Source organism: Mucilaginibacter sp. GW821-FHT07H05, from assembly GCF_059418485.1.
Genome location: NZ_JBWKPY010000002.1, coordinates 546314 through 571967, shown reverse-complemented (window position 1 = coordinate 571967; position 25654 = coordinate 546314). Strand labels below are relative to the sequence as shown.

General features: G+C 45.8%; 25 protein-coding genes. 9 read left to right on the top strand and 16 right to left on the bottom strand.

The window, feature by feature from the left end; translation table 11 throughout:
* Positions 1-57 precede the first annotated feature (57 nt).
* A complete protein-coding gene (locus AC07M6_RS06595; protein ID WP_494888182.1) occupies positions 58-546 on the bottom strand; it encodes a hypothetical protein in 489 nt (162 codons plus the stop codon).
* Between the two features lie 210 nt (positions 547-756).
* On the opposite strand from AC07M6_RS06595, the gene AC07M6_RS06590 reads away from it, so the two are divergent.
* The gene (locus AC07M6_RS06590) at positions 757-1899 is read left to right on the top strand and encodes a metallophosphoesterase (RefSeq protein ID WP_494888181.1); all 1143 of its coding nucleotides are present in this window, start codon (positions 757-759) and stop codon (positions 1897-1899) included.
* Positions 1900-2030: 131 nt separating this feature from the next.
* Here the strand turns inward: AC07M6_RS06590 and AC07M6_RS06585 are convergent, their stop codons facing one another.
* From AC07M6_RS06585 to lipA, 3 genes are read right to left on the bottom strand one after another with little or no spacing between them, the layout of a single operon-like run.
* Positions 2031-2861 (bottom strand): anti-sigma factor, encoded by an 831-nt coding sequence (locus tag AC07M6_RS06585; protein WP_494888180.1) that lies wholly within the window; start codon positions 2859-2861, stop codon positions 2031-2033.
* 1 nt (position 2862) lies between these two features.
* On the bottom strand, positions 2863-3414 hold the full coding sequence (locus AC07M6_RS06580) for an RNA polymerase sigma factor (RefSeq protein WP_494888179.1): 552 nt from the start codon (positions 3412-3414) through the stop codon (positions 2863-2865).
* Positions 3415-3438: 24 nt separating this feature from the next.
* Positions 3439-4317 (bottom strand): lipoyl synthase, encoded by an 879-nt coding sequence (gene lipA / locus AC07M6_RS06575; protein ID WP_494888177.1) that lies wholly within the window; start codon positions 4315-4317, stop codon positions 3439-3441.
* On the opposite strand from lipA, the gene AC07M6_RS06570 reads away from it, so the two are divergent.
* Positions 4316-4555, top strand: coding sequence for a hypothetical protein (locus AC07M6_RS06570; protein WP_494888176.1), 240 nt, complete (start codon positions 4316-4318; stop codon positions 4553-4555). The genes lipA and AC07M6_RS06570 overlap by 2 nt on opposite strands.
* A 371-nt stretch (positions 4556-4926) precedes the next feature.
* On the opposite strand, the gene AC07M6_RS06565 is transcribed toward AC07M6_RS06570, so the two are convergent.
* Entirely contained in the window at positions 4927-6477 is a 1551-nt protein-coding gene (locus tag AC07M6_RS06565; RefSeq protein ID WP_494888175.1) for a glycoside hydrolase family 10-like protein, read from the bottom strand.
* Positions 6478-6730: 253 nt separating this feature from the next.
* On the opposite strand from AC07M6_RS06565, the gene AC07M6_RS06560 reads away from it, so the two are divergent.
* On the top strand, positions 6731-7648 hold the full coding sequence (locus tag AC07M6_RS06560; protein ID WP_494888173.1) for a DUF8428 domain-containing protein: 918 nt from the start codon (positions 6731-6733) through the stop codon (positions 7646-7648).
* A 74-nt stretch (positions 7649-7722) separates the two neighbouring features.
* Here AC07M6_RS06560 and AC07M6_RS06555 read toward each other — a convergent pair whose 3' ends face one another.
* Complete coding sequence (locus AC07M6_RS06555) at positions 7723-8301, bottom strand: porin family protein (protein ID WP_494888172.1); 579 nt, start codon at positions 8299-8301, stop codon at positions 7723-7725.
* 194 nt (positions 8302-8495) lie between these two features.
* On the opposite strand from AC07M6_RS06555, the gene AC07M6_RS06550 reads away from it, so the two are divergent.
* The 4 genes from AC07M6_RS06550 to AC07M6_RS06535 all read left to right on the top strand — a co-directional run bounded on the left by AC07M6_RS06550 (position 8496) and on the right by AC07M6_RS06535 (position 12382).
* Positions 8496-8711, top strand: coding sequence for a hypothetical protein (locus tag AC07M6_RS06550; protein ID WP_494888171.1), 216 nt, complete (start codon positions 8496-8498; stop codon positions 8709-8711).
* 55 nt (positions 8712-8766) lie between these two features.
* Positions 8767-10755, top strand: a complete 1989-nt coding sequence (locus AC07M6_RS06545) for a beta-N-acetylhexosaminidase (protein WP_494888169.1) — start codon at positions 8767-8769, stop codon at positions 10753-10755.
* A 335-nt stretch (positions 10756-11090) separates the two neighbouring features.
* The gene (locus AC07M6_RS06540; RefSeq protein WP_494888167.1) at positions 11091-11555 is read left to right on the top strand and encodes a hypothetical protein; all 465 of its coding nucleotides are present in this window, start codon (positions 11091-11093) and stop codon (positions 11553-11555) included.
* Positions 11507-12382, top strand: a complete 876-nt coding sequence (locus tag AC07M6_RS06535; RefSeq protein WP_494888165.1) for a DUF885 domain-containing protein — start codon at positions 11507-11509, stop codon at positions 12380-12382. Before AC07M6_RS06540 ends, AC07M6_RS06535 begins: the two co-directional genes overlap by 49 nt.
* Before the next feature lie 72 nt (positions 12383-12454).
* On the opposite strand, the gene AC07M6_RS06530 is transcribed toward AC07M6_RS06535, so the two are convergent.
* The 3 genes from AC07M6_RS06530 to AC07M6_RS06520 form a co-directional block, all read right to left on the bottom strand.
* Positions 12455-13579 carry a sulfotransferase family protein gene (locus tag AC07M6_RS06530; protein ID WP_494888164.1) on the bottom strand — a complete coding sequence of 375 codons (1125 nt, stop codon included), beginning with the start codon at positions 13577-13579 and terminating at the stop codon, positions 12455-12457.
* Between the two features lie 93 nt (positions 13580-13672).
* Positions 13673-14101, bottom strand: coding sequence for a VOC family protein (locus AC07M6_RS06525; RefSeq protein ID WP_494888163.1), 429 nt, complete (start codon positions 14099-14101; stop codon positions 13673-13675).
* A 14-nt stretch (positions 14102-14115) separates the two neighbouring features.
* A complete protein-coding gene (locus AC07M6_RS06520) occupies positions 14116-14982 on the bottom strand; it encodes an NAD(P)-dependent oxidoreductase (RefSeq protein WP_494888162.1) in 867 nt (288 codons plus the stop codon).
* Between the two features lie 78 nt (positions 14983-15060).
* Between AC07M6_RS06520 and AC07M6_RS06515 the strand changes: the two genes are divergently transcribed.
* Positions 15061-18003 carry a glycosyl hydrolase 115 family protein gene (locus AC07M6_RS06515; RefSeq protein ID WP_494888161.1) on the top strand — a complete coding sequence of 981 codons (2943 nt, stop codon included), beginning with the start codon at positions 15061-15063 and terminating at the stop codon, positions 18001-18003.
* Between the two features lie 74 nt (positions 18004-18077).
* Positions 18078-18797: a 3-keto-disaccharide hydrolase gene (locus AC07M6_RS06510; RefSeq protein ID WP_494888159.1), complete on the top strand. Its 720-nt coding sequence runs from the start codon at positions 18078-18080 to the stop codon at positions 18795-18797.
* Between the two features lie 78 nt (positions 18798-18875).
* Here AC07M6_RS06510 and trpC read toward each other — a convergent pair whose 3' ends face one another.
* The 7 genes from trpC to AC07M6_RS06475 all read right to left on the bottom strand — a co-directional run bounded on the left by trpC (position 18876) and on the right by AC07M6_RS06475 (position 25345).
* Entirely contained in the window at positions 18876-19706 is an 831-nt protein-coding gene (gene trpC, locus AC07M6_RS06505) for an indole-3-glycerol phosphate synthase TrpC (RefSeq protein ID WP_494888158.1), read from the bottom strand.
* A gap of 70 nt (positions 19707-19776) precedes the next feature.
* Positions 19777-20415 carry an anthranilate synthase component II gene (locus tag AC07M6_RS06500; protein WP_494888157.1) on the bottom strand — a complete coding sequence of 213 codons (639 nt, stop codon included), beginning with the start codon at positions 20413-20415 and terminating at the stop codon, positions 19777-19779.
* A 50-nt stretch (positions 20416-20465) separates the two neighbouring features.
* Positions 20466-21875: an anthranilate synthase component I family protein gene (locus tag AC07M6_RS06495; protein ID WP_494888155.1), complete on the bottom strand. Its 1410-nt coding sequence runs from the start codon at positions 21873-21875 to the stop codon at positions 20466-20468.
* A 211-nt stretch (positions 21876-22086) separates the two neighbouring features.
* Positions 22087-22527, bottom strand: coding sequence for a cytochrome B (locus AC07M6_RS06490; RefSeq protein ID WP_494888153.1), 441 nt, complete (start codon positions 22525-22527; stop codon positions 22087-22089).
* A gap of 786 nt (positions 22528-23313) precedes the next feature.
* Positions 23314-24087 carry a hypothetical protein gene (locus AC07M6_RS06485; protein WP_494888152.1) on the bottom strand — a complete coding sequence of 258 codons (774 nt, stop codon included), beginning with the start codon at positions 24085-24087 and terminating at the stop codon, positions 23314-23316.
* Positions 24084-25001 carry an ATP-grasp domain-containing protein gene (locus AC07M6_RS06480; protein WP_494888151.1) on the bottom strand — a complete coding sequence of 306 codons (918 nt, stop codon included), beginning with the start codon at positions 24999-25001 and terminating at the stop codon, positions 24084-24086. Before AC07M6_RS06480 ends, AC07M6_RS06485 begins: the two co-directional genes overlap by 4 nt.
* A complete protein-coding gene (locus tag AC07M6_RS06475; RefSeq protein ID WP_494888150.1) occupies positions 24998-25345 on the bottom strand; it encodes a hypothetical protein in 348 nt (115 codons plus the stop codon). Before AC07M6_RS06475 ends, AC07M6_RS06480 begins: the two co-directional genes overlap by 4 nt.
* Positions 25346-25654: the final 309 nt, after the last annotated feature.

Here is a 25654-nt window from a genome sequence, read left to right as displayed (position 1 = left end):
TATAAATGCCGGTTGCTTATAAAAACAACCGGCGTTTAACAAATAAAAAATATTATTTTAGTCGATAGCACAACCGCAACCGGTATCCGGCGGGCACAATACCCCGTGGTTTACACCCATTCCATCGCCATCAGTGTCTCCGTCGCCTTTGCCATCTGCACCCCGGGTAAGGTGTTCATCATCTTTCAGCAAATCGCGGTCCCTTTGTCCGTTTATGTTTTTTGTCGGTACCAATATGGCGGTTTGCTGGTTATGGTAATTGCCGGGTATTTCATCATGCTCTAATACCCCCCACTCATGTACAGCAAAGTATATTCTTAAACCATACTCGTCATTGTTTTTTTCGGTGCAGCCGTGTGTGGCAAACATTTGGTCGATAACTGACTTGGGGAACCAAACGCTTTGGGCATCTGTTTTGCGGTCAAGGTCAACTACTACGCCATCCTCTCCTACTTTTTTCATTATCCGGTAGTAATTATCAACAAGTTTTTTAAGCTGGGTTTTTTTAACTGTCCCGGCTTTTACAGTTGGCATTTTGTCTGACATGGGGCTTTTAATTAAGGTTAAATTTTGCTAAAAATAGCATAATGTTTCAAATTTAAAGCACCGTTTTTTCACGGTATACATTACCGCTTAAACACCCTCATTTACCGTGATTTAACTACACATCGATTATTTATTTTAACCGACTTTTGGTACTGAAAATATTCCTATAACCCTAAATCACAATTTGACTGATTAACTGTTAATAATAATATGCGAAGCCTGCTACAACGACTATTAAAAAAGCCGATCATCAGGCTAACTGATAAATATTCATCGCGCCCCGACCAGAAAAGAGTGAACAAGGCGCTTACCAGCCTTTACCTGGATATTTTAGTACAAAGCCGCAAACGCGGCTGCATTATTCCATTCGACGCGCAACAGCAAAAATTCATCATCTTTTCCGATCAGCATAAGGGCGCGCGCGATGGCGCCGATGATTTTGCCATGTCCGAAAAAAACTACCTGGCCGCTTTAGATCATTATAACCAGCAGAACTTCCATTACGTTAGCCTTGGCGATAGCGAAGAACTTTGGGAAAACATGTTCATCAGCATCAAAAAACATAATAAAGCCACCTTTGAGCGGGAAAAGCTTTTTTTAAAGCGCAAAGCCTTCACAAAAATATTTGGCAATCACGATCTGTACTGGGACAATGACCCGCTGGCCGCGTTTAGCCTTGCACAGGTATACGGGCAAAAAATAAAGGTGTATGAAGGGGCTATCCTGCAAACTACCGTTAATAATAAACCCCTGGCTATTTATCTTACCCACGGCCACCAGGGCGATATGCAAAGCGATGGCAACTGGCTGAGCAAATGGTTTGTATCTAATATATGGGGGCCGTTGCAGGCTTACCTGCGGATAAACCCCAATACCCCCGCCAATAACGATCTGCTGAAAACCGATCATAACCGGATTATGTATGAGTGGAGCGAAAAGCGCGAAAACCTGCTGCTGATTACCGGGCATACGCATCAGCCGGTGTTTAAATCGTTAACCCACCTGGAAACCCTGTATGCCGCCCTTGATAAGGCCAAGGCCAATAATGATGAACCACTGATACAGAACCTGCAGCGCCAGATTAGCGAGCGCCATTATAAAGGCGACCGGGTAATTGTATTTAAAGACCATAACTATAAGCCCTGCTACTTTAACAGCGGCTGCTGTTGTTTTGATGATGGCGACATTACCGGGATTGAAATTGAAGGCGGCTATATCCGTATGATCAAATGGAAATATACCCTGCATAAAAAATCAGAGCGGATGGTATTGGATGAGTGCCGGTTAGAGGAGCTGGTAGCCGATCCTAAATTGCAAAATAACCCCGCGGGAGCGGTATTTCAGAAACTATAAAACAAAAAAAGGGATGCAGGTATCATGCATCCCTTTTTTAACTATTAACTGATCTTATAAAGAACAAAATACGCTTTGTAAATATAAGACGATAAACTAAGTAAATAGTTACACTAAATTGAAAATAAATTTTAGATCGTTTTTATAACGGTCAGATTCTCCATCGTTGGGTTTACGCTGCCGCCGCGTTTCTCTAAGGTTACCGCAAAGGCCTGCGGTTTATCAACCGGTTTCATCACCTTCATCATCGTAACCGAATCGGGACGGGCATCAAATACGCCCAGGTCTACCGGCTTACCGGCAACAATGGCCCATAATTGGTACTGGTGTTCGGCATCATTTTCGGGCAGGTTTAAAGCGGCCATATTAATAACCACGTTCTTTTTAACAGGGCTCCAGGCCACCATCATCGATGCTTTAGGCGTTTTGCCTGTTCCCGGAAGTTTAAATAACTTGTATTCCCCGCGGAAAATATCCAGCTGTTCGCTTTGCAGGTTAACCGTTTTGGTCATCCGCTGGTTTTGCGTGCTAAGGGCCACTACCTGCCCCTTTGATTCCTGTAAGCTGTTATATACATTAAACAAGGCAACTACGCTTACCAGCAGCAGGGCAAGGCAGGCTGCAAAAGCATATTTGTAAAAATTAATGCTTTTAGTTGGGCGTATCTCCGCAACAGGCGCTTGATGTATATGCGAAACTGATGTTTTTGTAGGGAAGGTATTATCGTCGGCTAGGTTTGTCAGCAGGCTGTTCAGCACCCTGTTGCGCAGCAGGGGCGATGGTTCAATTTCATGTTCTGCTGCAAATAACTCCATAGATCGTTCAACCTCCTCCAACTCGGCCTTAATAGCCGGGTGCTTTAAAGCCATAGCCTCCACCTGCAACTTTTCGTCATGGCTTACCTCGCCAAGAACGTAAAGTTCCAGTATCCCCGATTCGATATATGCCTTAACTTCTTCCAATTTAATTAAAATGTTTTCTTAACTCCTGTATAGCCATCCTTAAACGGGTTTTTACCGTACCCAGGGGTACACCAAGCTCGTCGGCAACCTCTACGTGTGTATAACCTTTAAAATAAACTAAATCAAGGATGGATTTTTGTTCGGGTCTTAACGTTTGCACCAAATCTTTAATTCCCAATAACTCGGGTTTGTAAACCGTATTGTTTTGCTCGTCTATTAAATTTACGGTGTTTTCTAACTCCTGGTTTTTATTTTGGTTCCGAAAATCTTTAGACCGGACCTTATCGATAGATAAATTGCGGGCAATATTAACCATCCAGGTAAACAGGCGGCCCTTCTCAGGGCTATAGCTGCTAAACGATTGCCAGATCTTTACAAATGTTTCCTGTAATATATCCTCGGCAATGGCGGTTTCGTTAACGATGCGAAAAATAACACCGTACAAAGAGGCCGAATAATTATCGTACAGCGCTTCAACGGCAACCTTTTCGCGGTTACGCAGCCCAAGTACCAACTCTTCTTCTGATAGTGATATTTTTCTGCTCTTACTCAACAGGGTTGAAATTAGAAAGAATTTTTAAAACTCAAATAAGTGTTTTTCAGCATGATAGGATGACCGTACCAGCGGCCCGCTTTCCACATATCTGAAACCCATTTCCATCCCTGCTTCTTTGTAAAATTTAAACTGATCGGGGTGTATCCAGTCAATTACCGGATGGTGCGTTTTGGTAGGCTGCAGGTATTGGCCTAAGGTTAAAATATGTACGCCGGCATTCAAAAGGTCCTGCATGGCTTCCAGTACATCTTCTTCTTTCTCGCCCAGGCCAAGCATAATGCCCGATTTGGTGCGCAGGCCCGCGGCCGATATCCGGCTTAATGCCTCTAAGCTCCTGTCGTATTTAGCCTGTATACGCACCTCTTTGGTTAGGCGGCGTACGGTTTCCAGGTTGTGCGATACCACTTCAGGCCTTACGGCTATCACACGGTCAAGGTTTTCCCAAATGCCCCGGAAATCGGGTAGCAGGGTTTCCAGCGTGGTTTGGGGGCTTTCGCGGCGGATGGCGTTAATGGTTTCGGCCCAGATAATAGAACCGCCGTCTTTCAGGTCATCCCGGTCTACCGAGGTAATTACGCAATGTTTTACCTGCATCAGCTTGACCGATTCGGCCACGCGGTTAGGCTCGTCCAGATCAACCGCCAATGGCCGGCCGGTCGCTACCGCGCAAAACGAACACGACCGGGTACAGATATTACCCAATATCATAAAGGTAGCCGTACCGGCTCCCCAGCATTCGCCCATGTTGGGGCAATTACCGCTTTCGCAGATGGTATGCAATTTATGTGTATCCACCAAACTGCGCACATGCGCATATTCCTTCCCGATAGGAAGTTTTACCCGCAGCCAATCGGGCTTGCGTTGGGTTTGGCTTACAGGAATTACCGGCAAATCAATCATGAATACAAATGTAGTTAAAAAGGCGGGAATGATTAAATTAGTTAAAAAGCTTACTTACAACTTACAGATGTGGTTAGCCGGGAGGAAATGTGCAGATGCGGGAATGTGCAAATATGCTGATGCGGCGGATGTGCAGATGCGCAAATATGCAAATGAAATTTCTAATGCCCCATCGGGGCTACCTGTTTTTTCGTCCCCGCAGGGTCTCTCGGAGAGGGCCCTGCGAAAACGCGAATGAATAATATGCAAAGAAATTCATTGCCGTCCCATTTATGGGGCGGATAAACAGGCATTAACTATTGGCTTTAGCCAAACTGAACACCGGGTAAGACTAGGAGTTTGGCTAAAGCCAGGACACATACCACATGGCATCCGTTGGCTGAAGCCAACGGCAATGAATGAGAACAAACATTTGTGTCCCCGCAGGGTCTCTCGGAGACGTCGAAACTCCACACCGGGTAAGAATAGGAGTTTGGCTAAAGCCAGGACACATACCACATGGCATCCGTTGGCTGAAGCCAACGGCAATGAATGAGAACAGGCATTCTCATTCGCACATGTGCATATCCGCACACTTGCATATTATTTCCCCTTTAGGGAGTTAGGGGGTTATTTCCCCACCACCGTTACCGGCTCGCTATGCTCGCTTTCGTTTTTAATCCGGTCGATAGCGGTGACTACATAAATATACTTCCTGCCCTTTTGAGCAGTACGGTCTTCGGCTACCTGATCGGCATTGTAGCGGATGCTCAGGATATTTTCGGGGCGGTTAACATCTACCTTTTCATCACCTTCAAAGCGGTATATCACATAACCGTAAACCGCTTCCTTATCTCTTGCAGGCAGGGGGGCGGTCCATTTTAAGGTTACCTTTCCGGGTAAGGCCGTTGCTAATAATTGCTGCGGCTGGTTAGGCGGGATAGAATCGAGCCAAAGCATTACCGGTGGCAGTGCCGGGTGGTTATAATAAGTTGTCCGCAATGAATCGGCAAAGCCCAGCGGATTATTGATCAGGGATTTTTGGCTGAAATAGATACTGCCCTGTACACGCGGGTTACTGCGCAGGTATTTGATCTGGTCGGGGATTTGCGATGGTAATTTAAATCCCGGCGAACCGGCCTCGTTAATGCGGTAGGCGGCCTGGCCTATATATAGATGGCGACCGTAAGTATTTTCGCTCCACCAATCCAGCAGCGTTTCAAAGGCGGCCAGGCGGTATTTAAAGGTCCAGTACAATTGAGGATTGATATAATCAACCCAGCCTTCTTTTATCCACTTGCGCGAGTCGGCATATAGCTCGTAGAACGAGTCGCCGCCATGGGTGTTCGAGCCTTCGGGATTTTGGCTTTTGTTGGCCCAGATCCCCATGGGGCTGATCCCGAATTTCATATTGGGCTTATGCTTGTGGATGCTATCGTTCAGCGCTTTTATCAGCAGATCTACATTATTGCGGCGCCAATCGTCGATATTGGGGAAATCGGCGCCGTACTTTTTGTAAGCCTCGGCATCGTTTATTTTCTGGCCGGCTATGCGGTAGGGATAAAAATAATCGTCCATGTGTACGCCGTCGATATCATAATTATCAACCACGTTCAGGATCACATCTACGATATAATCGCGCACTTCGGGGATCCCGGGGTTAAACAGCTTTATCCCGCCGTATATAAAAAACCACTCGGGCCTTATCCGGGTAATGTGCTGGGGACTTAAAGCCGCGAAGTTGCCGTCGAGCGTGGCGCGGTAGGGGTTAAACCAGGCGTGCAGTTCGATGCCGCGCTTGTGGGCTTCTATGATGGCAAATTCCAATGGATCATAAACCGGATCGGGCGCCTGGCCTTGCTTGCCGGTCAGCCATTTAGACCATGGTTCGTGGCTTTTAAAATAAAAGGCATCGGCCGCCGGGCGCACCTGAAACATAATGGCATTAATGCCTGTTTGCTGGTCGAAATTTAAGATATCGGTTAGCTCCTTTTTTTGTTGCGGGGCCGATAAGCGCTGGGTGCTTGGCCAATCGATATTAGCTACAGTTGCTACCCAGGCGCCACGAAACTCGCGTTTAGGCGGGCCGGTTTCCGAAGCGGGGGCTATCGGTTGGGCATGCAGCACAAGGCTGGTACAGAAGGTAATAATGAACAAAAAAAAAGATCTGTATGTGGCCATTGGTTACTATTTAAAGGTTGCAAAGATATAAACTGCACCAGTTTAATATGAGTATAACGGGCAATAATTACAAGTATTTTCTGTTTTTAAACTTAATGTGCCTATTTTTAGCGATACGTTATAGCCGAATTATACATCATCCGGGCAAACATATCTGTTAAAAAACACTTTATAAGACTGTGGGTGTTTTAAAAAACATCTGTTTTAAACAGGCATGCGATATGCTATTTTTTTTGAACTTAAATTGATAGAAATGGAAAACCAACCAACACAAGCTCCAAGAAAGAATTCAAATGTTGTTTATTTTTTAATAGTTGTTGTTATCGCTTTATTGGCTACCGATGTTTATCTGTACATGCAAAAAAGCAAATCAGACGTTAGGGTAGCCAGTACATCCGACGAAAAAACACGCTTGCAAACCGAACTGGATAGCCTTGAAGCACAAATAGATCAGGTTAACTCGGGCAAAGCCCGCATGACGGCAGCTATGCAGGCCGCTAACGATTCGCTTAAGGTAAAGATCAGGGTTCTGCGGTCTGAACTGGCCAAGGGTAAGCTAACCGAAGCCGAGTTAAGCAAAGCCCAGGAAGATGTAAAACAGCTGCGCTACTTTGTAACCAAGTACACAGCCGACATTGAAGAGTTGAAAAAACAAAACACTACCTTAGCCTCCGAGAGGGATACCCTAAAAACCAACCTGGCTACTGTTAGCGAAAAAGCCACCACCCTTGAAAAACAAAACGAAGAGCTGAACACAAAAGTTCAGGCTGCTTCGGCGCTTAAACTGGGCGCCGCCTCTGTTACCGCATATAAAGTACGCGGCAGCGGCAAAGAGGTTGACGTAACCAAAGCCGGCAGCGCCAAAAAAATAAAGATCAACTTTACGGTAGCCAGTAACCCGGTAGCGGCAAAGGCATCGCATGATATTTATTTCCGCATACTTGACCCAACTGGCAACCTGATCACCACTAACGAAACCATAACCTTTAGTGCCGACGGACAAGAATTACAAAACACCACAAAAACATCTATTGATTATAAAGATGATGGCGGTACTTTTACAATGGATTGGGTGAGCCCAACTACGCCGCCGTTTCAAAAAGGTGTATATACCGTAATTTTTTATGCTGATGGTTATACCATGGGCAAAGTGAACTTTACGCTGAAATAATCATATTAAGCATACAAAAAAGCCTCCTGATATTATCTATCAGGAGGCTTTTTTGTGTTTGAGCTTATCACTGTTTAGAAAATCTTAAAGCCAACGCTTAGTGCCCACAGGCTTGGCCTTTGGCCGTAATTGTCGTTAATTTTGGTCAGGTTGCCCTCGTAGCGTAAATCAGCGGTAATTGCGCCAATATCAACACCGGCGCCGGCCTGATAGCCCAGGGTGCTTTTCTTGTAATCGCCAAAATCGTTATAAGCGCCGTTAAAGTTATCGGCAAAGCTTTGTTTCTTATCAATATTGTACGAGAAGATTGGCCCGGCCATTACGCGCAGGTTAAGCTTATCGGTACCCAATACCCGGCCACCTAATAACAGGGGAACGTTTAACGTAGTAAACTTTACATCGCCGCTAAAATTGTTGTTTGTGGTTTCAAACTTACCGCCGCGGCTGCCTAAGTAAAGCTCGGGCTGCAGGTATAAGCCACTGCCTAAGCGTGCAAATAAACCAGCCTGGTAGCCAGTGGTGGTCGATTCATTCAGATTATCGGTATTGATCTTAGAGAAATTCACCCCGCCTTTTACACCCAGCGAGAATTGTGCTTTAGCCCCGATGGCTACCGCCATCAGCATTGCTATACTTAATACATACTTTTTCATTGTTTTACAGATGTGGTTAATATTTGGTCTTAAAAACTCTATTTACGACCATTTATTGTATCAGGACAGTTGCAATAGTCTTGCCAAAAGCTGAAAGACAACAAAATTATTTAGATTAACGGGCAGCCGGATGATCTTTTATGCGCTTTGTGGTTAAATAAAATAGCTTATTTTTGCTTCCAAAATAGAATATTATGGCAGAGATCAGCATCAGTAATAAAGACTGGCCGCGCGTTAAAATAAAATTACAGCGTAAATACAACCACCTAACCGACCAGCAGTTGCAATACACCGAAGGCCAGGAAGAAAACCTGATCAGTAACCTGGAAGCCCTGGTAAACCGCAACCGTGCCTACGTGGTGTTCACCCTGAAAAAGGCTTTGGTAAATATTGATAATAACCGCTTGTAGTTACATGCGCATTACGGCCGGGTAAAACTGGTATACTAATTGATCTTCTTCCTCCATGAAAAAATTATCCCTGCTTTTTTGCTGTTGTTTATTATGGGTAACCGGCTTTGGCCAGGCAGATCCCGCGGTTGCCATTATCCCCAAACCGGTAAAGATCATTAAACATACCGGCACCTTTACGCTGCATAAAAATGTAAGTATCGCGGTTACGGGCACAGGCACAAAGCCGGTGACAGATTACCTGGTAGGCCGGTTTAACACCGTAGGGATCTTTGCTATAACCACACAGGCATCGGTAATACCGGCGGCTATTAAACTGGCCATTAATACCAAAGCCGACCCTTTAATAGGCGATGAAGGCTATAACTTAACCGTTACCACAAAGGGTGTCACCATTAAGGCTAACAAACCCGAGGGGTTATTTTATGGTGTGCAAACCATGCTGCAATTGCTGCCTAAACAAATTGAAAGTGTTGATAAGGTTAGTGGTGTAAAATGGACGCTCCCTGCTGTGCAGATCACCGATTATCCCCGCTTTGCCTGGCGCGGGTTAATGTTTGATGTTTCCCGCCACTTTTTTACCAAAGCCGAGGTTAAGCATTTTGTTGATGATATGGTGCGCTATAAATTTAACCTGCTGCACCTGCATTTAACCGACGATGAAGGCTGGCGGATTGAAATTAAAAGCCTGCCCCGCTTAACAGAGGTGGGTGCCTGGAATGTAAAAAAAGTAGGCGACTTTGGTACCTTTATTCCGCCAACACCCGATGAGCCACGCAACTACGGCGGCTTTTTTACCCAGGACGATATTCGTGAGCTGGTGGCTTATGCCAAAGCGCGTTATGTAAATATTATGCCGGAAATTGATGTGCCCGGCCATAGTTTAGCAGCCATCGCATCTTATCCCGAACTATCGGCTACCGCGGGGGCCGATCAGTATCACGTACGCTCGGGCGAGAAAATCATGAACTGGGCCAGCACAGGAAATACTGCCCTGGTAGATAATACCCTGAACCCTGCCAGCGAAAAAACCTATGAATTTTTAGATAAGGTTTTGACAGAGGTGGCGCAGCTTTTCCCCTTCCCTTACATACACATGGGAGGCGATGAATGCGCCAAAAACTTTTGGGCCCAAAGTGCCGAAGTAAAAGCCCTGATGGTACGGGATACCCTGAAAGATTATAAAGAAGTGCAGGCCTATTTTGAAAGACGGGTGGAAAAGATCGTGGAATCGAAAGGCAAAAAGTTTATGGGTTGGGACGAGATTTTGGAAGGCGGCCTGGCACCAAACGCGGCTGTAATGAGCTGGCGCAGCTTAAAAGGCGGTATTGAAGCCGCCAAAATGGGCCACGATGTGGTGATGACCCCAACCGAATGGTGTTACCTGGATTATATGCAAGCGGATAGGATAACCGAGCCGCGGGTATACGCCTCGCTGCGCCTGAACAAATGTTACCAGTTTGAGCCTGTACCCGATGGTGTTGATGCTAAACTGGTAAAAGGCGCGCAAGGTAACCTGTGGACAGAGCAGGTTTACAATTTCCGCCAGGCCGAATACATGGTTTGGCCGCGTGGTATGGCCATTGCCGAATCGGTTTGGAGCGCTAAGGGCACCAAAAACTGGCCTGATTTTTTTGGGAGGGTTGAAAAGCATTTTGCCCGCCTGGATGAGGCCGAGATCAAATATTCGCCCGGCGTTTACGACCCCGCGTTCGCGCCATCCATAGCGCCTAATAACGAGTTGCGTATTGACCTGAGCACCGAAGTGCCCCTGGATATTTACTACAGCTTTGATAACTCACAGCCCGACAGGTTTTATCCTAAATATACCGCCCCGCTGATAGCGCCGAAGGATGCCAAATTGCTAAAGGTAATTACTTATCGCGGTAAGCAACCTATTGGCCGTATGCTTACCATGCCCATAGATGAATTGAACATCCGGATAAAGCGGACACCAACCGCGCTGCCGATAACTGTAACGCCGCCGCCCCAGCCTAACCCGGCGCCCGCAAAACCGGCTACAACAGCCCCGCCAAGAAACTAAGATCTGACAGTGATAAAACAGCCTTACGATGGATAACCGTCGTAAGGCTTACTGCTTCTCCTGACTTCGTATAGCTTAATAATTTTAACACCCTAAATGTTATTAAATTAAGGGAAATCATTGCACCATAGATGCAAAAAGCTTTGTAGAAAAAGCCAATCCCATGGTAGAGTGCCGTAGGTACTCAACAAACAGGGTTCTGCACCTGCGGAGCATAGCGACTCCTTTTATTTGTTTCTGCAAAGCTTTAACCTCTCCGAGGTTCTTTAATACTTAAATTGTTATTTAGCTTTATCATCCTGTAACAACCAGCCTGATTATTCATTCTAAAATATATGAAGCCTTTTTTTGTCGCCTTATCCGTTTGCTTGCTCCCCTTAACTGGGTTTAAGCAGCAGCCAACATTCGATCAGTTTGCCGGTAAATTTGTGAGCGGGTATCAGGAATTACACATCCCCGACCTGGAAATGAGTTATGTGGACGGATTGAAAAACATCAAATCGGCAGCCGACATTGAAAAGCAGGCGCGTTTTTTTGAATCGGTTAAAACCGGGATTAAAGCTTACGATACCACCCGGCTAAACCCGACCCAAAAGCAAGATTACGAACTGATAACCTATGAAACCGGGATGAACCTGGAGCGGCTGGCTTTAGAAAAGCAATGGGCCGCCAGCAAACCGGCAGAGATATCCGCAGCCGGAATTTATACTATCCCGAATGGAAAGGCGTGGTATGCCTACCTGTTAAAAAAATGGTTAAGTGCAGATGTACCCCCGATCAGATCTATCAATTTGGTTTAAGCGAGGTGAAAAGGGTACAACAGCATATAGCGGATATGCGCAATCAAACCGGCTTAAGCGAAGACGCCTTTTACAAACACCTGAACGATCCGGAATTTTTTATTACCGACCCCAAAGCCGTGCAGGATTCATTTGAACAGGTAAGAAGCGTTATTTACAGCAACTTATCCCGTGTATTTAGCAACCATCATATCCCCGCTTTAAAAATTGAAAAAGGTGCAAGGGAAGCCCTTGCGCAAACACCCGGCTATTACGATAGTAATACTTTTTACTATAACCTGTTTGATAAACCTTATAACCGGCGGCAATTTCAATGGTTATTTATTCACGAAGCTGTGCCGGGTCATCATTACCAAAGTTCCATTGACGCCGCGGTGAAAAAATCAGCCGTACAGCGGCTTTTCTTTTACATCGGCTTTGCCGAGGGCTGGGCAGCTTATACCGAAGAACTGGGGCAGTTGCTGGGTGTTTACCAAACCCCTTATGCCGAATTGGGTAAATGGGAGTGGGATCTGGTGCGCTCGGTGCGGGTACCCATGGATATTGGCCTGAACTATAACGGCTGGACCGACGAGCAGGCGCTGGCCTTTTGGAAGAAGAACATCAAAAACCAGGATGATATTGCCCTGCGCGAAATAGCCCGGGTAAAACGCTGGCCGGCACAATGCATCACCTATAAATACGGCGCAGGCCAGATGATGCAATGGCGGGCCGAGTGGAGTAAAAAGCCGGGCCGCAAGTTTGCCCTCCGCGAATTTCACAACCGTATTTTAGATCATGGTTCACTGCCATTGTTTATGGTGAAGGAAAATGTGTTTAGGAATTAGCCCAACATTACAGCGTCTGCAGGATATATTGTAAAAGCCTTTCTGCCGGTGCTTCTGCCGCATTTTACGATATTATATTTTAAACCGATACTTTATCCGCAGCAGCATGGATTTAAAGGCGCCTACCTGTGGTAATGGATAGTTGAGCTGTTTAGCCAGGCGACCAACACTGGCCGCTATTTGCCGCCTCCCGGCCATGCCGATCACTTCCTGCCCGGCGTGTTCATCGGCCTTTAATACCTGTCCGGATGCCGGGTTTTTATTAAATGAACTATTCGCTTTCGCGGATGTGCCGGCAACAGTGGCCCGTTTTAAGATCTCCGAATTTTCAATGCCCAGGAACGCGGCTATTTGCATGGTGATCTTTCCCGGATCAAGGCAAAGCTCCTCGTAACGCACCAGCAAATAGCGGCTATCGTTTAATTTGGCCTGCTGAATGGCGATGTTGTATGACGTTTTCAAATCGCGTAAAGCGCCGGTCAGGCTAATGGTAGGTTCCATGGTTTTACGTGAGGCCATAGTAGCAACCGGTTCGCGTATCACCTGTATCATTTTTGCCTGTGGCATTTCCTGCCATATCCGGGTTAAGAAACGTTCGTTGGTTGGTGTTTTATCTACCCAGTAATTTGCCCCTGGCCCATCCGTACACGATGCGTAAGCGAGCACAATAGCGGTATGCGGCCATTGTGTGCCGGGCGTATGCTTAACCATCTGCCACCAGGCCATTACATAGCGTGCAAAATCAATATAAGGAGAGCCATCCCCGGTACTGCGCCCCAGCAGCCAGTAGGGTGGCTGATTAATAGGATTAGCCAGCCGGCGCAGCCATTCGGTACCCAGGCACAAGGCCCATTCGTTTTCGGGCAGATATTTAAGTTTCGCTTCCTGATTGGTGTAAAAAGTGCCTTCGGATGGTAAAACAGAAAGCTGCGGGTGCCCGTCCAGCAAATCCCTCACCAGTGTAGTGCCGCTGCGATGCACTCCGCAAATAAAAACGGGGCTTTGCGCTAATTGTAATCCGTGGCTTATCTGTTCACTGGTCAATGGCATTGGCCCCATCTGCTCTGCCGCCAACCATACCAACTTTGACCACGCGGATGCCGCCCTTAATATGCTGGCATCCGGACGCTGCTCTAACCTCTTTGCGGGGAGCAGGGCGTCAAGACGCTGTTCGGCTTCAATAATTTGTGGCAACATGCTGGGATCCGTCAGGCAAAAGAAACTTCTTTATTACCTAATACCGCAAAAAATTGACAAGGGTTGTGTGCTGCTTACGATTTTGCCAATTTGCTAAACCGCAAATAGCTGCCCCATATCCCTAAAAGCTTTAAACTCCAGCGCGTTGCCCGATGGGTCTAAAAAGAACATCGTAGCCTGCTCGCCGGGTTTACCTTTAAAACGGATGCCGGGTTCAATCACAAATAGAATGTTCAGCGCTTTTAGCTTGGTTTCCAGCTCGTGCCATAATTCCCAGGTAAGCACCACGCCGTAATGTGGGATAGGCACATCATGCCCGTCAACCGGATTGTGGTGATGCGCGGGGGCATTAGCGGGTCGTGGTTGATAATGCACCACCAACTGGTGTCCGTACAGGTTAAAATCTGTCCAGTGTGTATCGCTCCGGCCTTCGCTGCAGCCCAGTACCTCGCGGTAAAACCGTCGCGATTCTTCCAGATCGTAAACCGGGATAGCAATGTGGAATGGCGTAAGTGGGTTCATGATGTATATGAATTTTACAGATTTTTTAATTGTTTAATAATAGCGATCATATCCTCGTTGCCCAAGCCTGCTGCTTCTGCCTGCTGATAGGTGTTTAGTACAGCCGCGCCGGCGGGTAAGTGCAGGCCCTGCTGTTGTGCCAGGCGCAGGTCTTTAGCCAGATGCTTCAGTGCAAATGCCGCTTTATAATTATCCGCCAAAATAGCTGCCGATTTTAGTTTGGTGATACCGCTGCCCACCGCGCCGTTGTTTACAATATCCAGGAATTGTTCGGTAGCGATACCATTCTGCCTGGCAAATAATATGGCCTCGGTAAAGCCCTGTACGGTGATAGCCAAAAACAGGTTAATAGCCAGCTTAGCATTATTACCCGCGCCGTTATCCCCCAACAGCATTGATGCTTTACCTAAAGCATTGAAAATGGGTTGCGCGCGGTCAAAATCATCCTGCTCGCCACCCGCCATAATAATCAGCTGGGCATCTTCGGCAGGCTTAACACTGCCCGATACCGGTGCATCCAGGTAGCCGATGCCTTTATCTTTACACAACCCTGCCAGTATTTTTGTGGTTTCGGGCGATACGGTGCTCATATCTATCGCCAACAGATCTTTACCCGGATCGGCCGACAGGATCCCATCAGCGCCAGTATAAACTTTGGTTACGGCCGCGTCGTCTGATAGCATGGTAATGATAACGTCTGAACCGGCTACCAATTCTGCCGGGCTATGGGCTATGCTTGTACCTATCTGCTGCTGCAAAGCCTCGGCTTTTGCTATAGTACGATTATAAACCGTAACCGCGAAACCTGCTTTTACCAAATTCTTCACCATCGGTACCCCCATGTTACCTATCCCGATCCATCCTATATTAATGTTATTCATCGTTTAAATTTTATACTTTTAAATTCGTTTATAAACCAGCATCCCGGCAAGGATACCCGTTTCAAAACATAACCAATTATGCGCCTATCAAACTTATTCCATTGCGGCCGTTTATCCAAACACAGTACTGTAACTGTTACAATTAATACCTGCAAAACGCTTTTTGCCGCTGTTGTTTTGGTGCTTGTTTCGGGCATGGCCGAGGCTAAAGCGGTCGCTTTCCCTATTGTTACCCCGCAAACAAAGGTGAGCATAGTTTACGCCTCTGATGATAAAAAACTGGATTCGATAGCTGCCCATTTACTGGCGCAGGATATTAAACGGGTGTCGGGATATTTGCCCGCGGTTTTTTCGGATCTGGCTAAAGCCAGGGGGAATGTCATTATTATCGGCACCATTCAATCTAAATTAATCGCTTCGCTAAATGATAAATACTTTGATCAGCTAAACGGCAAATGGGAATGCTACAGTTTAAAAGTGATAACGCGCCCTTTTAAAAACATCAGCAACGCGCTGATCATTGCCGGCAGCGATGTAAGGGGCGCCGCCTACGGTGTGTTTGATATTTCGGCCCGTATAGGCGTTACGCCCTGGTATTGGTGGGCGGATGCAAATCCCGAATTAAAGAAAACGATCTCATTAAATATTGATACTTATACATCTGAACCGCCATCGGTAAAGTTCCGCGGGATTTTTATTAACGACGAGGATTGGGGCCTGCAACCCTGGGCCGCCAAAACACTGGAACCAGAAACCGGGGATATCGGCCCAAAAACCTACGCCAAAGTATTTGAATTATTGCTGCGCCTGAAAGCCAATTTAATATGGCCGGCCATGCACCCCAGCACCAAAGCTTTTTATCATTACCCCGGCAACATCAAAGTGGCCGAGGATTACCAGATCGTTATCGGCTCATCGCATGCCGAACCTATGCTGCGTAATAATGTGAGCGAGTGGAACGAGAAAACCATGGGCGCATTTAACTATATCACCAACCAGCAAAAGGTGGACGAGTACTGGGAATCGCGCGTGAAAGAGAGCAGTCATATTAACGGACAATATACCATTGGCATGCGCGGTGTGCATGATAGCGGCATTGAAGGTGTAAAAACCATTAAGGAAACCGTGCCACTGGTGGAGCGCATCTTCGGCAATCAGCGCGAGATGCTGAAAAAATATGTAAACCCCGATATTACCAAAGTGCCGCAGGTTTTTACCGCCTATAAAGAAGTTTTGGACGTTTACGATGGCGGGCTAAAATTACCAGATGATGTTACCCTGGTTTGGCCTGATGATAATTACGGCTATATCCAGCGACTGAACGATCAGAAAGAAAGCCTGCGGCCTGGTGGGGCGGGCGTGTATTACCATGCATCGTACTGGGGCCGCCCGCACGATTATATATGGCTGAGCACAACCAGTCCGGGTTTAATGCGCGAGGAAATGACCAAGGCTTATGATATGCAGGCCCGCAATTTATGGGTGCTTAACGTAGGCGACATTAAACCGGCCGAATACAATATCCAACTATTTATGGATATGGCCTATCGTATCCAACCGTTTAATGATAGCAATTACCCTAAGACCCACTTGAAGAACTGGATAGTTGATAATTTGGGCAGCAAAGGCGCCGCCGAAACCGCCGATGTAATATGGAAATACTACCAGCTGGCTTTTGAGCGCAAGCCCGAGTTTATGGGCTGGAGCCAAACCGAACCCACAACGCAGGTAAAATATACCGCTTATAATCATGATAACTATAACGACCAGGCCCAGCAGCGTATTGATGCTTATAACAAGCTGGAGCAATCAGTCAAAGCTTTAAGGTCAACCATTGCTAAGGACAAGCAAGATTGCTTTTATCAATTGGTTTATTACCCGGTAGTGGCTTCGTCGCAGATGAACAAGAAGTTTCTGTATCGCGATAAGGCTTATTTATACGCACAACAAGGCCGCTTAAGTGCGCTTAACTATGCCGGTTTATCCAAAGATGCTTATAACCAAATCGTCAAAGAAACCAGATATTACAATACGGAACTATCATCAGGCAAATGGGCCAATATCATGTCTATGAGCCCCCGTAACCTGCCGGTTTACCAGTTACCTGAGTTAAAATACGAGCCGACTAAGCAGTCGGCAACCTGGCGGGCCTTACCTGAAGGCGCTGAAACCGATGCAAAACCGGCATTACCCGCGTTTAACCAGGCATCAGCACAAAAGCATTTTATCGATGTGTTTTTATCGAAGGATACTACTGTTAATTATACCGTTAAAACATCGGCAGATTGGATCAAAGTTTCGGCAGTAGCAGGCGCGCTTTCGCCGAAAGGAAATAACAGCCAGCACCGTTTATGGGTAGATATGGATTGGGCCAAAACCCCTGCCGGTAATGTATCAGACGGAAGTATTACCATACATAGCGGAAACAAGAGTTTCACTATCGCCGTTAAGGCCAATAAAACGCCGCCCGGATTAAAAGGTTACAATGGCTTTATAGCAAACAACGGCTATATCTCTATTTACGCTAAACACTACCAGGATAATCAAAAGAAAGGCGATAACTATTGGGCAGAAAAAACCGGCTTCGGCACTACTGAACAATCGCTGGAGGCATTGCCTTTAAGCCCGACCTCATCGTATAAAGATAACAGCGATGTGAAGGGCAGGGCATCGGTATCCTATAATTTCTATACCACAAACGCGGCACCTGCCGAAGTTAAAATCTACACTATCCCAACATATCCGCTGAACAAGAACTTTGAAATGCGTTATGCCGTAAGTGTGGATGACGGCCCGGCTACCGTGTTAAACTTTAAAACCGTAGGCCGCAGCGAGGAATGGAAACAAAATGTGCTGAGTAATTCGGCAGTCCGCTCGGTTAAAATCCCATCCTTAAGCGCGGGCAAGCATGTACTGCATATTTATATGATAGACCCGGGCGTGATTTTGGACAGGATATTAATTGACCTTGGCGGATTGAAACCTTTTTATGGGTTGGTGCCGGAAACTAAAACCCCTTAAGCCCCTGAAGGGGGAATAATGTGCAGATGTGCGGATATGCAGATGTGCAAATGCTTTGAATTTGTATATAACTAATGATGAAGATTAATAAATTATTGCTTGCTGCCGGGTTATTCCTGATATCCGGCTTGGCCAATGCGCAGGTAAAAGAAGATGGCTTTAAGCCTATCTTCAACGGTAAAAATCTGGACGGCTGGGAGGGTGATCCCAAATACTGGCATGTGGAAAATGGCGAGATTATTGGCGAGGTTACGCCCGAAACCATCCTGAAAGTAAACACCTTTTTGATATGGAAAGGCGGCCATCCGGCCGATTTTGAACTGAAGGTAAGCTACCGCATCTCGCCTAAAGGAAACAGCGGTGTTAACTACCGCAGCGTTAGAATAGATAGTTTGCCTTATGCCCTTAAAGGTTACCAGGCAGATATTGATGGCAAGGATAAATACAACCTGGGTTATCCACGCTATTCGGGTCAGAATTACGAGGAACGCGGCCGCCAGTTTTTAGCTTTGCGCGGACAGAGATCTGTCATAGAAAACGGCAAGCCTACCGTTATTGATTCAACCGGTACTAAAGAGGAGCTGCTAAAAAGCATCAACTACGATGGCTGGAACGAGCTGCACATTATTGCCAAAGGCAATGTGTTAAAACACTATTTAAACGGCAAACTGATGAGTGAAGTAACCGATAACGATGCTGCCAACCGCAAAATGGATGGCCTGATAGGCGTACAGGTACACGTTGGCCCGCCGATGAAAATTGAATACAAGGATTTTAGGTTAAAAACGCTTTAACAAAAAGGGCGACTTTACTCCGCTGTATATCTATCGCCGTTCGTCAAAATGACATAAGGGTTTTATATCGAACTAACGTTACAAACCCTTCACAAACTCCCCCATCGCCGCACCAGGATTTTCCTGCCGCATAAAATTCTCGCCGATTAAAAAGCCGTTAAAGCCGGCGGTTTTTAAGCGCTTAATGGTTTCCGTATCGCTAATGGCGCTTTCGGATACTTTCATAAATTCGGCGGGGATATGTTGCGCCAGCTGGAACGATGTTTCTACCGATACGGTAAAATCGGCCAGGTTGCGGTTATTTACGCCAATGGCATCTACATTAGGGTTAATACTGCGCTGCAGTTCTTCCAGGTTATGCACTTCTAACAACACATTTAAGCCCAGGCTTTTGGCTAATGCGCCTAAAATTTGGATCTCGGCCGGGTTTAGGATGGCGGCGATCAGCAAAATAATATCCGCGCCCCAGGCTTTGGCTTCCAGCACCTGGTATTCATCTATCATAAAATCCTTGCGCAGCAACGGTACGGTATTTACCCGGCGAGCGGCGATCAGATCAGCCGGCTTGCCCATAAAAAAATCCGTATCCGTCAGCACCGATATGGCGGATGCACCCGCGGCAGCGTAGCCGGTGGTTACATCCTCTACCGTTACTTTATCATTAATGATCCCTTTTGAGGGCGAACGCCTTTTAAACTCAGCAATAATGCCGGTCCGCGCCGGGTCAAGTAAAAACTCTCGGAAGGAATACGGTTGCCTGTTAAAAAATTCGGCGCTTTCCAGTTGGGCAATGCTTACCTGTTGTTTAGCCAGTGCTATTTCTTCTTTTTTACGGAATACTATTTTATCGAGGATATTACCCCCCTGCCCCCTAAAGGGGGTGTTTATTTCGGATTTCGGATTTTCCATTTCGGATTTACTCACTGTATTAATTCATCGCACATCTGCATATACGCACATCTGCACATTAACTCCCCCTTTAGGGGGTCGGGGGGTTCAACCAATTCATCATCATCTCTTTGCCAAACTCGGTCAAAACCGACTCCGGGTGGAACTGCACGCCGCGCACATCGTATTCCTTGTGGCGCAAAGCCATAATGGAATTATCGGCCTCATCAATAGCGGTTACTTCAAGGCTTTCCGGGAAACCATCGCGCGATACTACCCAGCTATGGTAGCGGCCTACTTTAATGGTATCGGGCAAACCGGCAAACAGGCGTTCGCTGCTATCGGTTACCTTAATAGGCGTAGCAATGCCGTGCATGGGGCGACTCAGATTATACAGGTTGCCGCCAAACACTTCGGCAATAGCCTGCTGGCCTAAACACACACCGAAGATGCTTTTAGTCGGCGCGTAGGTTTTGATCACATCCAGCAACAACCCTGCTTCGGATGGGATCCCCGGCCCCGGTGACAGGATGATACGGTCATACGCGTCTACATCCGCAATAGCGAACTGATCGTTACGCCATACCTCGCATTCCAGGCCAATCTCGTTTACCAAATGCACCAGGTTATAGGTGAAAGAATCGTAATTGTCTATGATTAGGATAGTCGAGCCCCCCTGCCCCTTAAAGGGGGAGTTAGAAGAGCCTTTTGTATTTTCTGTTTGTGTCATTTCTTGTTTCAAATATATATTCTGTTCCCCCTTTAGGGGGTTAGGGGGCTTTATAGCTCCGTCGCCATTTCCAGCGCTTTCCTTAACGCCGCTATCTTATTATCCACTTCTTTCAACTCACTTTCCGCTATTGAATCGGCTACTATACCGGCACCTGCCTGGTAGTGCAAAGTATTGTTCTTGCTCAGGAATGATCGGATCATGATGGCGTGGTTAAAATCGCCGTTAAAGCCCAGGTAGCCGATGGCGCCGCTATAAAAGCTGCGTTTAATATTTTCGTTGGCATCAATAATTTCCATAGCGCGGTATTTTGGCGCGCCGCTCAGGGTGCCGGCCGGATAGGTATCCGCCACTACTTTAAACGATGATACGCCGGGGCGCAGCGTGCCGCTTACGTGCGATACCAGGTGGATGAGGTGCGAGTAATACTGTACTTCCTTAAACGCCTTCACTTCTACCTGTGTGCAATGGCGGCTCAGATCATTACGGGCCAGATCGACCAGCATCACGTGTTCGGCCGATTCCTTAGGGTCGGCTTCCAGCTGGCGGGCTATTTCGGCATCCTTTTCATCATCGCCGCTACGCTTAAAGGTACCGGCAATAGGGAAGATACTGGCCACACGGTTTTTCACGGTGATCTGTGCCTCGGGCGATGAGCCGAAGATGCGGAAATCGCCAAAATCAAAATAGAACAAATACGGCGAGGGGTTGATAGACCGCAAAGCCCGGTAAACATTAAACTCATCGCCGCTGAACTGCTGCGAAAACGCCCTCGACGGAACGATCTGGAATACATCGCCACGGTAAATGTGCTGCTTCATCTTCTCCACAATGTCCATAAAGCCCTGGTTGGTGAGGTTGCTTTGCTCGGCGCCGCTGGTTTGAAAATGGTATTCGGGGAAGTTTTTGTTTTTGATGAGATAAGCGATCTTCTCTAAGCCCCCGGTGCCTTGCACATCGCCGGTTTGGTTTTCGAAGATATAAAGCTCGTTTTTAAAGTGATCTATAGCGATGATGTAGCGATAGATATGGTACTGCATCTCGGGGATGCGGCGGGTATCATCGTCGGACTTTTTGAGTTTAATGGTTTCAAAATGCTCCACCGCCTCGTGCGTAAAATAGCCGAACAATCCGTTCGATATGATCTTCAATTTACTATCCGTGGTTTCAAAAGCCGCCAGGAAGGTATCTATCTTATCCAGCAGTTCGAACCCGCCGGGCTTGTGGCTCTCTTTTGTACCATCGGGATATTTGATATCCAATTGCCCGGCCGTCAGACTCAAACCGCCGATGGGGTCGCAGCAAACGTAGCTCATGCTGTTCTCGCGGCTGTGATAGTCCGAGCTTTCCAGCAGCAGCGAGTTGGGGAACACATCGCGCAGGCGCAGGTAAATGCTTACCGGCGTGGTGGTATCGGCTAATAGTTTAGTATGCGTGGTGTTAATTTTTATTTTTTTCATCTGTTATATGTATAGGCCTAAAACGAAAAAACCCGGCGATGGTGCGCCGGGTTCTCAAATAGGTTTATAATCGCTTAGTTATTCAGATCACAAAATTGCCGGCTGCCAAAGTATTTTGGTGCCACCAGCTAAATTTATGGTTGATTTGGATCATTGGGTAGCAAAAATATAAATAAATATTAATCTGCAAACTTTTTCTGAAAAATAATTATCAGTGGGTCATGCCCAATAAACCCCTGTGGCTTTGCAGTATAGCTACCACTATTACCACAACGGCCAGGATATAGAATATGGCAATTGCCTTGTGCTTGGCTTCGGGTGTGGTGGCTTTTTTAGACCGGCTATGGCCGATAGTGATCAGCAATATGGCAACCAGCATCATCACCAGGTGCTCTACTGTCCAGTAACGCAGTTCGGCGTTTTTCATGGTGCTGCCGGCAAACTGCACCAGCGGGCTCAGGAAATACAGTACCAAACCTATCAGCAATTGGGTATGTGCCGATATCAGGGCAAACAGGTTCATTTTGCGGTTGCCGTCAGTGTATGGCTTTTTACCCAGCCAGCCTACTATTGATTGTATAATAGCTATCAGTATCAGCGCCAATACGATGTACCTGAAGCCCGAATGGAAATTTTTGAAGAAACTATACATACCTTGTTTTTTGACCAAATATATTAATAAATGTGATTGGAAACACCCCCTGTTGATCTATTACACATTTAGTCCCACAGCACATGCCAGCAACAACCCTTTGCGGCAGAAGAGCAAGGTGTTATAGCATCTGCAAACAAAATTGGGTTAACATGGGTTAACACAATTCAGGGCATTTTATGACATAAAATGCTGATAATAAACAACTTAAGTTGTTTTGCTCCTCAAAAAGTGTTAACCCTGAAAAATGAGGTCTGCGCACTTTAAGGAGCCTGGTGCGGCAGCCTGTGCGTTGGAAAGGAGGGGTTTGTCATTATTAATTAAAAGCAAGTCATGCCGAACTTGTTTCGGCACCCCATAAGCAGAGGGGTTGTGCTATCATTCAACGGCAGTCTGCTCTTAGCCGCAGGGGCCAAGATACTTTTGGCTTGGGCCCAAAAGTATCCAAAAACCCAAGTCAAAAAAATGCTTCCGCCCGCCCTGCCGTGGCAACTTCTCGCCGGAGGCGGTTGCCACGGGCATTCCCGCCAGCGCGGGCCCGCTTTTTTGACAGGCCGGCCCTCTTTTAGGAGCCTCACCCTACCCTCTCCAGGGGAGAGGGTTCCAAAATGCTGCTGCAACGCCTCACCACCACGTCATTGCGAGGTACGAAGCAATCCTCGGTAAGTAGGGCCAGTTTGTGGGTCGAAGGATAAGTGGCAGGCTATGCAAAGGAACCACAAGAGAGACCCTTGCGGTAGTGGAGAGAATTAGGTATGGTAAATTAATACGACATTAACTTATTTGTCATTTCTTGTCCGTCTTTTGAATTTTAGGTTTATTGGTTATCAGTGCTTTTGGTTTTCTTGCTGTGTCTAAGAGAGATTGACTTTTTGGGGTATTTATTATTTTAATCAATGTGTCTAAATGTTCAATTTTAATAGGCCCATCAACTTTAATGATTGGCATCTTCTGATGATTAAAAAGCAATGATCCACAAAAGATGACAACAAGTATTCCGGTGAACCAATTTGCTATTCGAAAAGTGGTAAAGGCTTGAATTAGATTGCCGGCTTTTATGTCATTTAACTCGGTATTTCTATGAAGTCCAAAAAGCATATCCCTCACTATTTCTGAATAGAATTTTGTCAATGATTTGCCACGGAAAATTTGGACGTTTTTTGCGGCGGGACTACTATATAAATATTTTTTAACGTTATAGTTTTTTAAAGCATTTACGATAGTCAAAAAATAGAATACAAAAGACAATAGTAGAAACGTCATTAATATTATTTTTAGCCAAGTAGGGAGGGCATCCAGTTTGTCAATCAATATAGGTACGAAAAGACTTAGTAAAGAGAAAATCAATCCTGTTTGCCCAATAAACTGCGCGGTTTTGGTTTCTATTAAATTGAGTCTATTATCTTCTTGCTCTAACAGTGATTTAAGATAATTCATATGCGCTTCAACCTTGTTCAAATTGCGATTGTCAAGGTAAGCGGTTACCTCTGCAGGCACTATTGGAGTTTCAAAGTTGCCGTTGGATATCCCCAGGTATTTAAACAATTGCGAAAATTTCATTTGGTCAAAAAATTAACTATCGCATCAGAAATGAGCAAACCGGTTTCATATTCTATCCACGCCCATTGACCGTTGGGATTTATCTCCAAAAAGATATATTCTCCGTTAGGAGTTTTAATCATATCAATGGCGCCAAAAAATAGGCCTAAATCTTTTACCAATTTAACACACATTGCTGCTATTTCGGATGGGATTTCTGCAATCTTAAAAGGGGCGTGCTTTTTTCGCCAATCAATCTGTGTTTCAGGGTTAGATTGTGAATCGACGACGGCTGTAAATACCTGATCGTTTACTACGGTTATACGTAATTCACAGTCTTTTGGGATATTCTCCTGATAAAGGCATGGTGTTAACTCAAATTGATCAAGATTATCTATCAAATCATTTGGCAACTTATTAGTGTAAATAAATTTAACCTGGTCTTCATATAATAATCTTGTTTGACTAAGAGGCTTTATAACAACATTTTGGCGACATTCTTGAAAAAAATTGACAAGCACCTCTTTAGAGTTGGTTATTAGTGTCCTGGGAATTGCAAGCCCTATCTTTTGAGCGGTTTTCAGCTGAAATAATTTATATTCTGCCTTGTAAACTGAGAACGGGTCACTAAGCCATTTGGCATCGAGTATGGCAAATAAACCTTTAATGAATGCATCCGTCTCGCCAATTAAGTATCTTTTTTCATGAGGTGATACATCCGGCAAATCGGGCATTTTAGTACGTCTAAACCATACGGATTTATAGTTGTCTTGACCCAGAAAGTCAAATGACATTTCTTGATGAAAGCTAAATCGATAATTTTGCTCGAAAATATCCTCGCAATTTAATCGCCGGTAAGGAATATTTCTCGCATTCAATTTTTCAATTAAAAAGTCTGCGGTAAAATCATCTTTATGGGTAATGATGAGTATCATCCGTTTACATCACTATCTGATCCTTCAATCATTTGACGAGTATTGGTCATTGTAATTAAATCCGAAATCTCCAAAAGAGGGGGGGCATCGCTATCGCTAATTTCTTGGCGGGTAAAAGTTCGGGTTTCTGTTTCCATAAGTATGTCAAAATCATCCCTATCAGAGTCTGACGGTGCTCCTGGAGCTTTAACAGTCGTATTAGTATAGGTCGCTTTGGTTGATACGGCAGGCTTGCCAGTATCTTTTCTAATATTTAAATTTAATTTATAGTCATATTCTAAATAATTAAAATCCAATTCGTCGGCAGTGCACGTTTCGATAAATTCAAATATTAAGGGCCTCATGTAATAATGCGTTCAATTGCAGTATAAAGATAGGAGTTTGATTACATATTATATGATAGTCCAAAGCCTAAAGATTTATTAAACGTTCCTCCCCACCATAGGTGTGCACGTACCATGTGTGCCTTTTACATAACACCCCTATGCTACGCATGCACCCCTCACTCAATCTACTCCCCAGAAGATTGCTTCGCACCTCGCAACAACGCACTGCCCCCACCCCAAATCCCATAGGCCAGCCTGCCTAAAAAACGCGCTTTTAATATCCGGGTACCCGTTATTGTTGTAACAAATGTATGATATAAAGCCCCC

Bases quoted from the DNA above. Each gene is read 5' to 3' on its own strand.
- trpC (WP_494888158.1), bottom strand. From the start codon at position 19,706: ATGGAAAATCCGAAATCCGAAATAAACACCCCCTTTAGGGGGCAGGGG.
- AC07M6_RS06535 (WP_494888165.1), top strand. From the start codon at position 11,507: ATGGTTAAGTGCAGATGTACCCCCGATCAGATCTATCAATTTGGTTTA.
- AC07M6_RS06525 (WP_494888163.1), bottom strand. From the start codon at position 14,101: ATGAACCCACTTACGCCATTCCACATTGCTATCCCGGTTTACGATCTG.
- AC07M6_RS06520 (WP_494888162.1), bottom strand. From the start codon at position 14,982: ATGAATAACATTAATATAGGATGGATCGGGATAGGTAACATGGGGGTA.
- AC07M6_RS06485 (WP_494888152.1), bottom strand. From the start codon at position 24,087: ATGAAATTTTCGCAATTGTTTAAATACCTGGGGATATCCAACGGCAAC.
- AC07M6_RS06590 (WP_494888181.1), top strand. From the start codon at position 757: ATGCGAAGCCTGCTACAACGACTATTAAAAAAGCCGATCATCAGGCTA.
- AC07M6_RS06480 (WP_494888151.1), bottom strand. From the start codon at position 25,001: ATGATACTCATCATTACCCATAAAGATGATTTTACCGCAGACTTTTTA.
- AC07M6_RS06490 (WP_494888153.1), bottom strand. From the start codon at position 22,527: ATGTATAGTTTCTTCAAAAATTTCCATTCGGGCTTCAGGTACATCGTA.
- AC07M6_RS06495 (WP_494888155.1), bottom strand. From the start codon at position 21,875: ATGAAAAAAATAAAAATTAACACCACGCATACTAAACTATTAGCCGAT.
- AC07M6_RS06560 (WP_494888173.1), top strand. From the start codon at position 6,731: ATGGAAAACCAACCAACACAAGCTCCAAGAAAGAATTCAAATGTTGTT.
- AC07M6_RS06545 (WP_494888169.1), top strand. From the start codon at position 8,767: ATGAAAAAATTATCCCTGCTTTTTTGCTGTTGTTTATTATGGGTAACC.
- AC07M6_RS06500 (WP_494888157.1), bottom strand. From the start codon at position 20,415: ATGACACAAACAGAAAATACAAAAGGCTCTTCTAACTCCCCCTTTAAG.
- AC07M6_RS06530 (WP_494888164.1), bottom strand. From the start codon at position 13,579: ATGTTGCCACAAATTATTGAAGCCGAACAGCGTCTTGACGCCCTGCTC.
- AC07M6_RS06570 (WP_494888176.1), top strand. From the start codon at position 4,316: ATGAATACAAATGTAGTTAAAAAGGCGGGAATGATTAAATTAGTTAAA.
- AC07M6_RS06550 (WP_494888171.1), top strand. From the start codon at position 8,496: ATGGCAGAGATCAGCATCAGTAATAAAGACTGGCCGCGCGTTAAAATA.
- AC07M6_RS06555 (WP_494888172.1), bottom strand. From the start codon at position 8,301: ATGAAAAAGTATGTATTAAGTATAGCAATGCTGATGGCGGTAGCCATC.
- AC07M6_RS06510 (WP_494888159.1), top strand. From the start codon at position 18,078: ATGATGAAGATTAATAAATTATTGCTTGCTGCCGGGTTATTCCTGATA.
- lipA (WP_494888177.1), bottom strand. From the start codon at position 4,317: ATGATTGATTTGCCGGTAATTCCTGTAAGCCAAACCCAACGCAAGCCC.
- AC07M6_RS06595 (WP_494888182.1), bottom strand. From the start codon at position 546: ATGTCAGACAAAATGCCAACTGTAAAAGCCGGGACAGTTAAAAAAACC.
- AC07M6_RS06475 (WP_494888150.1), bottom strand. From the start codon at position 25,345: ATGAGGCCCTTAATATTTGAATTTATCGAAACGTGCACTGCCGACGAA.
- AC07M6_RS06515 (WP_494888161.1), top strand. From the start codon at position 15,061: ATGCGCCTATCAAACTTATTCCATTGCGGCCGTTTATCCAAACACAGT.
- AC07M6_RS06540 (WP_494888167.1), top strand. From the start codon at position 11,091: ATGAAGCCTTTTTTTGTCGCCTTATCCGTTTGCTTGCTCCCCTTAACT.
- AC07M6_RS06565 (WP_494888175.1), bottom strand. From the start codon at position 6,477: ATGGCCACATACAGATCTTTTTTTTTGTTCATTATTACCTTCTGTACC.